Source organism: Oligoflexia bacterium (assembly GCA_034439615.1).
Classification (GTDB): domain Bacteria; phylum Bdellovibrionota; class Bdellovibrionia; order JABDDW01; family JABDDW01; genus JAWXAT01.
Map to the genome: position 1 here is coordinate 1 of JAWXAT010000060.1, position 9,368 is coordinate 9,368.

Here is a 9,368-nt window from a genome sequence, read left to right on the forward strand (position 1 = left end):
GTTTTTTTCCAGATACTTCTACGCGCCAACCTTGTGCTATTAATGCTGAGGCGACACCTGGCAATTTATCGAGTTCTATAAAATCAAAATTATCAATGTCATGATGCTGCTTTAAAAAAGCTAACTCACTTTGTTCAGCCGCTTTATCACGCAAAATAATGCGTTTTTGAGTTTGATCAACAATCGAGGGGTTGATGTTATCAGCAGCGATTGTAATGCCTGAATAATTAAATGAAACATTGTATCGGTATGTCTGAAAACTACGTGCACTTGATGGAATAAAAACCATACGCGCAAAAGTTGGTTTCATGTCAATTTGTTGCCAAGCTAATTGCGCAGGCCAATTTGCTAGCGGTAAATCAGGAATTCGAATGAGCTCTTGAATAAATGTTTCGATATCGCTTTCTAAAACTTCAATAGGGCCTTTTGTTCGAAATTCGGTGATCCAATGCCAGTATTTTGAAGAATCAAAAAGATTGATACAATCTTGATATATAAAAAACTGTTTAAGTAAAAAAGGAATTTGCGCAAGATCAATTCTTTCACCATCTTTTAAGATGAAGCCATCGAGTATCCATTTTTCATTTTGCTGGGTTAATTCAAGTTGAAACTGACACGTCGATTTACCACCCCACTTTAAAGGAGTAACTTGATCAGGGTTTAAGATACGATCTTTTTTTAATAATACAAAACGCCCTGTAGCACTAAGTTGTGGCAATAAAATTTCGTACAGAGATGACGAAATATCGGCCCGACTATGCCCTGAACTCCAAGGTGTTTGACTACTACTACGCGCCCCTATTCCGTTTAAGAAAGGTAAAAGCTCTTGATCAGCTAGATCAGAAAACAAAGGTAACATGTCATCTTCAAATCGAAGTTCTCTGATTTTACCCCACTGATCAGTGCCAAGGCGCTGTCGGTAGTAAAAGTAAACACTGGTTCTATTTTTTATTGATTCATGAGTCTCATGTGGCTCTACCAGATACCAGGCTTCATAATACGTAGAAGCCGATTCTTTAGTTGTATTGAAATCAACGGCACTCATATTTTTAAGCCGGTCATTCCAACTTAAGGGCAATGCGCGTTCAAATTTGGGGCTTTCTGCAACTGGCAAAGCTAAGGGATGATCTTTGTCATTGTCAGCATCACTATCACCGTTATCAGAATCTTCATTTTCATCACTATCACTATCACCATCATCATCTTCGTCATCGTCATCGTCATCATCCAGGGAAAGCCCGTGAAGAACAAAGAGCTTATGTTGTCTTGGAACTTTTTGATCAAGACCTTGTTTATCTGCTTCTAAAATAGATGCCCACACATGCTTACACAGAAGACCGCTCTCAAAATACGGACACTCACATGCAGCTTGCAAACTCGTATGAGCATCGTTATGGGCAAGAATAATTTTGTATTGAGATCCGCTAGAACTTAATACTTCAAAGGTCCATTTTTTATCTTCGACAGATAAAAGTTTAACCTGACCTCTTTGAAAATACTCGGCACCGCGACTTCTTATTGTGGAATCAAAATTTGCTATACAACGTGCAGCTAAAGACATCTTTTAGTATCCCAAAAGTTCGATATTAATTCATATTGATATGACCAAACGTGCACTTTATACGATTTATACAAATGTGGTTACTAAATAAAAAATTTGACGTCATTTTGCCTCATCCATCATTTTGCCTGATAAAATATACAGGGGTTCCTACATTACTGAGATAATTAAGAATTTTGTGAATTAGTTTTCCTTTACACCGCTCTTAATGATGAGTAACTGTTCGCGTCATAGGGTGTTGTTTTTTAAACGACACCTATCTTTATTTGTAAGGATGTATTTATGAAGTCACTGGCGTTTTTAGTTATCTCAAGTTTGTTATTATCAATTCCTTCAATTTCAAGTAGCCAAAGCGAAATTACGATTAAAGATTACAATCAAGCACTTCCCTATTGGGGAACAAGCTGGTCACCCGGCCCCGCAGCTGTGAGCATGTATTACCCAAGTTTTTATACAGGTTTTGCAATGCGCACCCAATACCCTGAGCGCCTTCACCTACGCTTAGCACGCGGAAACCAAACGCGCATTTCAGTTATTTTAGATGAACAGACATTGAGTGATTATTTATTTGATCTTGTGAAACGCTATGAATTTTATAAAAAAATTCAAACTGTCGGTATTACTAAACGTTTTGTGTCGATTCCAGCGGATAAGAATACAAGAGCCATTGCTCAATTAGATTATTACAGTAAAATTATTGAGTCATCAGCCTATGGTATTTTGCCATTCGTAGAACGTGCAAAGTTAGGTAACGAATCAGCACAAAGTATTTATTCAAAAAGTCTCAGGGTTTTAAGTGAGCTAAATTTGGGCCGTGTTTTTAAACTGCGCCTTAATCTCACTCAAGAATTTTTAAAATGGAAATCTCAAATACAACAAACCGTAGGTACAAATGAAAATGGTATTGCCCAACTTGCAAGTGACCCAAAACAAGCCGTTGTTGCTATAAATTCACTTCTTTGGGGTCGCATTAATTATGTTCAAAAGCCGACACCTGAAATTCTCCAAAAACTATTAAGCACTGCCACCTTAGCAGTTAGTAGTGACGAAACACTTTTTTTAAATTCAGCATTAGAGCTTTTTAAATTAGTCACAGGCAATAAATACGACATCCAAGTGGTAGGTGCTCATGGGCAATGGGAAAGTGCCCTTCAATGTGCAAATGTTCAAAAATGTTATTTGAGCTACCCTGAATTCACAACGATTTACCCTACCGGCTCTGTGATGGCTTCAACACGTGATCAATTTGGAAATCAAATTCACACGTTCTCAACCCCAGGACTTTGGAATTTTCATGCCTATGGCGGTGGTCGCGACGTAGATAATATTCGCGATGAACCTTACTATGGCTGGATACCTAAAATGGATTACGAAGCTGTCGGTAACGGATATCATAATCCTGCAGTTCGATTTTATGGGCCAAGTGCTGACACCAAAAAGATGCTAGGTGTTCCAACCAATCATAATATTTTATGGACAGTAAAACGAGGCGACGTTTCTCATGGCTGTTCGCGCCTTTCATCAGGTCATATTTGGGAATTGCGCCATATCTTTCCCGTACAAAACGAGAAGATGATCCAAGTTAAATATTTTGGAAACCGACCACAAGACTTTGACCTATTTGATATCGACGGTGATGGCCAACTTGAAGTCATGGGGGTTGAATATTTTATCTCATATGGCCTTCAGGGTACAGATAACATGGGTCGTCGTGAAGGTGTGGATATGCAAGTAAACGCTGATCATAAGCTTGAATTTTACACAAGCTTGTATGGCGCACAAAAAGTTTTCACCGTTGTTGATGGCATATTTGTTTTCGAAAATCCCACAACTTCTGTGCACTCTTATCTTGATGCAAAACGTAAAACTGTGACCACCCTCACACTCAATGGTCAATACAAACTCTATGAGCAAAGTTATGAGAGAGATAAACTTCAGCTTTACTCTTCATTTGCAGAAACTAATTCACCCACTTTTAAGCGTGTCGTACGTTTATTGGGTCGTGTGAGGGGTTGTGCACCAACATCGAATAAAAATGAGTGCGGAGAAGCAGCTTTTGATGCAGAAGCCGCTGAACTTTTAAATCAATTACAATAATGAAATAGGTATAAAATGAAAGCTCTGGTTTTAATTCTATTAAGTTTGATCAGCGTTAATACACACGCTGATCTTACTACGGCTTTTAAAAACTTAGAGATGCAGAGTAAGGGCCCCTTTGACCAAAATGTATTACAAGGCCCACTGTCTCGTGAACCCATTATCGGCGGAATAACCCCCGTTGATTCAATATTTCAAGCAGCCTATCGAAACGAAACTGCAGACATACTCGCAAAAGAATATGATTTTTATGTCGGAAATTTATTTACAACAAATTATTACGAACTCATGGGTGAGTACGTGTTTGGCGATTATCGAAGTAATCACCCCCTAGATCACCAAAGCCTCCTCCTTGAAAATGCAAAAGCATTTCCAAAAGCAGCCTCAATGTTGAGACATTGGGTACTCGAAAAGTATTACGTAGAGCATTCTCCTACTTCTAAAATCGCTATGAATTTTAAAAAACGCGGGATCAGTGATGCTCAAAATGAACAAACATTTGCGTATTATTTTTTTAATTTTTACTTAAGTTCATTTAACAATAACTTACCTCAGTTTTTACCCGCACTCTTACTCGTTAAAGATAGCCCCCTGGGGGGACTCGCAGCTTTAAATAGAGCTCGAGATTTAGTTGCCACCACTTATGATGAATACCTTTTAATTCTTGGCATAGACGCACCCGTAACAAGACGTGTTTATCAAATCAGAAACATGGTCCATAACCAACTCTCTTTAAATGTGATCGCTGAAATTGATCGTTTTTATAAAGACTTCCCCGATGACAAACCTGCCAACTTTGAAGAAGTTCAAAAAATTCTACGTGACTATTACAGTTCAAGTGCAAGTGAAATTGCAAAGCGCGCGGCAAAGTTGGGTTCAGCTCAAATTAAAAAACTTGCTGAAGTAATCGTTCAAAAAGGCGCCAGTATCGGCGCACTTTACGAACTATCTGCACTCGTTGCAGACATGAAATCAAATATTGCTGATGTGAAATTTGTACCTTACGAGAAAAAGACAGATGCATTACTTGTGATCGCTGCCACTTCACAATTTCTCAATAAAGAAATTGAATTAAAAGATTTATCAAAATTAAAACCAACTGAAGTAGTCGCAGCCCTTGCCACTATACTTAACAGTATTTATATTGAAGGATTTCTCATTAAAGATAATTGGGAATACTTCAAGCAAGAACTCAGCACCGTTACCGCACCCAAAGTCGCAGCCACACATTTAAGCAGTGCAACAGATATAGCCCTAGATACTCTCAATGAAGCATTTAGACCTGCTTTTGATCAATGGGTTTTAGTGATGCCAAAAATGAGTTCATTTATTGATAATACAATTAAATCGTCTGCCGTAAATACGGCAGCAATTGTGATTTTGAAAATTAAATAGTTAATAATTAAAGGAATTATAAAATGATTAATGCAAATGCTGGTTTCAAAGTTTTAGTCTCATTACTGTTTTGTTTATTTAGTGCCTCTGAGGCATTGGCCCAAGCGAAAATTATGCAGTTCGGTGAAGCCCATGGGCAACTTATCTATCTCACCACAAACGACATAATGACTGAATCACCAAAATTTCAAAATCTTTATGCACTTTCAATTCCTGTTTTTGAAGAATTACCAGCTCACATGTCTGTAGTGGCAGGTGCAATCACACTTAAGCAACAAAATCAAAATTCACACATTCAATTAAAATCAAAAGCACGACATACTCCGAATCTCGATATCTCAGAACTACCCGGTGGACTTCAAAATGAACTCCTTAAGCCGTTTAAAGATGGCGATTGGGTTCACATGCTTTTAGGTAAAGATGGAAGTATCAGTATTAAAGTTTCAACAGAGCAAAATGCAATTGATTTTGCAAAAAAGCGAGTTGTTGCTCCAGTTACATTAAAATCTAATTTGATTGAAACCAGAATATTATCAGCTGAAGAATTAACATGGCAAGATGCAGATAAAGTAGGTTCAAAAGCTGCAAACTACGCTGAACTTGCAAAGGTTTTAAACTCAGCACAAAGAATAGTTGTCAGGCCTGGTTTTGCTATTCCTTTTTCATATTACCAAGAATTTATTAATCAAAATCCAACAATCAAATCAGCTATTGAACAAATACTGCGTGATCCGTTGATGTCTAAAGTTGCAAAGCCTGAATATAGAGAGCGAAAATTATTAGCACTTAGAAATTTAATGCTCGCGCCAGATAACTTAGTTTCACAAAATTTAATCGATAATCTTTTGGCAAAAATGGATCAGTTTAAAACACCCAAAGGATTGCCACGTAAAATGAAATTACGAAGCTCAACAAATTCTGAAGACCTCCCCAATTTTAATGGCACAGGCCTGTATGATTCTGAATCATATAAACCAACTGAAAAAGATGCGAAATCGCAAAAAGAAATAGAAAAACCACGTGACCTTAAAGTTGAAAGTCTTAAAAGTGCATTACGCATAGTTTGGGCTTCGGTTTGGAATCGTCGCGCATTTGACGAACGCACACTCTATAGTATTCCTCACGGTGAAGTAAAAATGGGAATCCAAGTAAACTTGTCATTCAAAAAAGAAATTGCTGATGGTGTTCTCATCACAAAAAATGTGGCCCAAGATAGTCGCTATACAGGTCACGGCGTATATCTTGAAAGCCAACGAGGTGATAAATTCAGCGTTGCTAACCCCGAACCGGGCACACATCCAGAGCGTGTACTGGTTTTGATTGATAAAAACAATCCATTAGATCAAGCAACCTATCAAATCAAAGTACTCCAACGATCAAACATTGCTGACGACTCGATAACGATTTTACCTCAAGATAACCCAAATTCAGTAATGACCGATGAAGAAATGAAAGATCTTGTATTTCAATCGCTAAAAGCTGAGGCCCATTTTAAAAATCTAGTGGGCAAAGATAATCATGATTTTTCACTCGACATCGAATTTAAAGTAGATGCTGATGACACAAAATCACGACAGGTTTATTTAAAACAAGCACGTCCGTATCTTAATTAATTTCAAAAACATAAATTCAATACCAATGACCAGTTCGACTTTGAGCTTAAGCTAAAAGTCGAACTGGACTTGTTCGCCTCACTTCAGATTGTTAAATTTTATACATCATAAAATTTAACCATGCGCGCATTGCCTTGGGGAAGGCATGCACGATTCTCATGGAGGGGGCCTTATGCATAATTCAATGCAAATTGCATTTGGGATTGTATTTACTCTACTAGCTACTGACACCGTTAATGCTGCCATGCCTACACATCCTGAAATTGATAACTCATTTATGACTTTACCTGATGGCCGAAGTCTTAAAAAAATATCTGTCAAAGGTAAAAAACTAGAACTTGCACGCGGGGGTAACATCAAGTTTGGTCTCGCAGAACAAAATGCTTATTTAAAATTAAAACAAGAGACCTTAACAATCCCTGGGCATTTAGTGCAGTGGACTTTAATGGATCTCGACCGCCATCAGGTCATTGCTCAAAGTGCAAGTGCGAGGCTAAAAATATTTGGTGCATCTGTTGCTAAAATTTTCACAGCTGCCACTTTGCTTGATAAAAAGAACGGAAAATTATCAAAATCACAATTACAATTAATGGCCGATATGCTCGTTGTCTCTTCAAACACTGCATGGACAGAATTACAAAAACAAATCGGCGATGGTTATGATGATCGCGGTCGCGCCACAACTCACGCCTTCACTCAACGCATGGGATATTTACGCACACGTGGATTTCAAGGTTACTGGGGCGATATGCACGGCAACGAACTTACAACTGAAGAGTTAGCAGAGTTTCTTTATGATACTTACCAAGGTAATTACCCAGGTGCTGAAGTCCAGTGGAAAATAATGCACACCTGTCGCACTGGCGAATCACGTGCACGTAAATATTTACCAAGTAGTCTTTATATTGGCGGTAAAACAGGAACCTACGATGGCTCCACCGTAAATCCAGAAACTGGTAGTACGCAAAATGCCAATGGTACACAATACAGCGTTCGGGTGCGTAATCATGTAGTGGTGTTTAATGTAAAAGGTAAAGAATACGGACTCGCTATACTTGCAGATACTGGCTCTGATGAATCAGCTGCACTTCTTGCAGGAGGACTCTTGCATGAGTACACCAGATATGAGAAATAGGTGGGATGAATTCACAAGTTCCTATAGTTTTTATTCACGGCTTTAAGGGTGCACGCCTCATTAATAAAGAAAATAAAATTGTTTGGATCACACCCCTTCAGGTACTTGCATTACATACTCCAGCCATTGGGCTTCCACTTATATGGAATAATAATGTTCAGGAAAAAGATGGCTTAAGTGTTCATGCGGCCCAAGATGATGTGTCGGTCATACCAGGGCTGTACAGGATTTCACCTTATGGCGTATTATTAAAAGCCATGGCCTCTTGGGAGCAGCCATTTTATTCTTTTGTCTATGATTGGCGTCGAAGCAATTTTGAAACACTAAATCTTTTTGAAAAATTTATTGAATCAATAAAACAAAAACATGGCAGCAAAGTAAAGGTTATAGCCCACAGTAATGGCGGAATGCTTACCCTCGCTTTACTTAACCAAAGACCCGATTTATTTGAGAGCATTGTATTTATTGGAGTTCCGTTTCGAGGAGGAATTGGTTTTTTACCAGACTTACAAGTTGTAAGGGCCTTTGGATTAAATAAAAGAATTTTATCCCCCGCAGTATTGGGCTCGATGACCCCCGTTTACACAAGCTTTCCCCTCACTGGTCACGGCGCACTTGATAAAAATGGAGTACCCCACTTGACTGATTATTTTTCAGTTCAAACTTGGCAAAAAAACCAATGGGGTTTGTTTAAAACTTCAAAAGAATCAAAAGAAAAAATCGAAAAATTTATGATTGAAGCCTTAAAACAGGCTAAAGAATTTCGAGAACTTATGGTTAGTAAAAATATTTCTTATCCGCCAATCAAAGTGGTTCTCTCAAAGACACGACCAACATTGTTTGCAATTAAAGCGCTTGATAAGGGTTGGGATCTCAATGCTTTAAAAAAACCTGGTGATGGACGCATATGTGAAGAAGATGCATTACCGCCCGAAGGCATTCCCTATACAAAGTTTTATTCAAATGCTGAGCATTCTGATCTCATTAATGATCCAAAAATCATGGGTTGGATTAGATAACAAGATTGTGACCTTGATTTAGTAATCAAATGTGATTTCAAATAAACTGTCTACAAAATGATAGTGTTAGATTTTAAGACAGTTTAAATAAAATTTTTAAAAACAGCTCTTACGTACTCGCTGAAGCTATGCCAGCAAACTTTTTAACCGCGCGTTCAATCTCAAACAACATGTTTCATAAAACCGTTTGAATTCTCGACAAAAGACATAACATTCTATTTTACAGTAAGCTTGTAAAACTCCTCAGTAATTCTTTGAACTGACCTTTGGCACTACTTATGCTTTGTAATATATTGGGGGAACGACCATTGAAGTACCTGGGCTCTAGAGTTTTATTATATTCCGTGTTGACGACATCTTGCATGCTGATTTCAGCTTGTGGTGATGGAATTAGCTTTCAACAATTGCCTTCAACCAAAAAATTAACTGAAGACAAACCCGTAATGAGTCCAACACCAACACCAACACCAACACCAACACCAACACCAACACCAACACCAACACCAACACCAACACCAACACCAACACCAACACCAACACCAACACCA

Annotated in this window: 7 protein-coding genes; 6 read left to right on the top strand and 1 reads right to left on the bottom strand. The window is 38.2% G+C overall.

The genetic code is table 11. From position 1 onward, the window contains the following. Window positions 1-1,561, bottom strand: a 1,561-nt coding sequence (locus tag SGI74_13990) for an SWIM zinc finger family protein (protein ID MDZ4678604.1), incomplete at its 3' end; no start/stop codon positions are given. Between the two features lie 282 nt (window positions 1,562-1,843). Between SGI74_13990 and SGI74_13995 the strand changes: the two genes are divergently transcribed. The 6 genes from SGI74_13995 to SGI74_14020 all read left to right on the top strand — a co-directional run. Then, window positions 1,844-3,658 carry a hypothetical protein gene (locus tag SGI74_13995; GenBank protein ID MDZ4678605.1) on the top strand — a complete coding sequence of 605 codons (1,815 nt, stop codon included), beginning with the start codon at window positions 1,844-1,846 and terminating at the stop codon, window positions 3,656-3,658. Window positions 3,659-3,673: 15 nt separating this feature from the next. Then, window positions 3,674-5,053, top strand: a complete 1,380-nt coding sequence (locus tag SGI74_14000) for a hypothetical protein (protein ID MDZ4678606.1) — start codon at window positions 3,674-3,676, stop codon at window positions 5,051-5,053. A gap of 23 nt (window positions 5,054-5,076) precedes the next feature. Continuing rightward, window positions 5,077-6,666, top strand: a complete 1,590-nt coding sequence (locus SGI74_14005; GenBank protein ID MDZ4678607.1) for a PEP/pyruvate-binding domain-containing protein — start codon at window positions 5,077-5,079, stop codon at window positions 6,664-6,666. A 172-nt stretch (window positions 6,667-6,838) separates the two neighbouring features. After that, the gene (locus SGI74_14010) at window positions 6,839-7,801 is read left to right on the top strand and encodes a serine hydrolase (protein MDZ4678608.1); all 963 of its coding nucleotides are present in this window, start codon (window positions 6,839-6,841) and stop codon (window positions 7,799-7,801) included. A gap of 5 nt (window positions 7,802-7,806) precedes the next feature. Then, window positions 7,807-8,820 carry an alpha/beta hydrolase gene (locus SGI74_14015; protein ID MDZ4678609.1) on the top strand — a complete coding sequence of 338 codons (1,014 nt, stop codon included), beginning with the start codon at window positions 7,807-7,809 and terminating at the stop codon, window positions 8,818-8,820. A gap of 344 nt (window positions 8,821-9,164) precedes the next feature. Then, window positions 9,165-9,368, top strand: a 204-nt coding sequence (locus SGI74_14020) for a sortase (protein ID MDZ4678610.1), incomplete at its 3' end; no start/stop codon positions are given.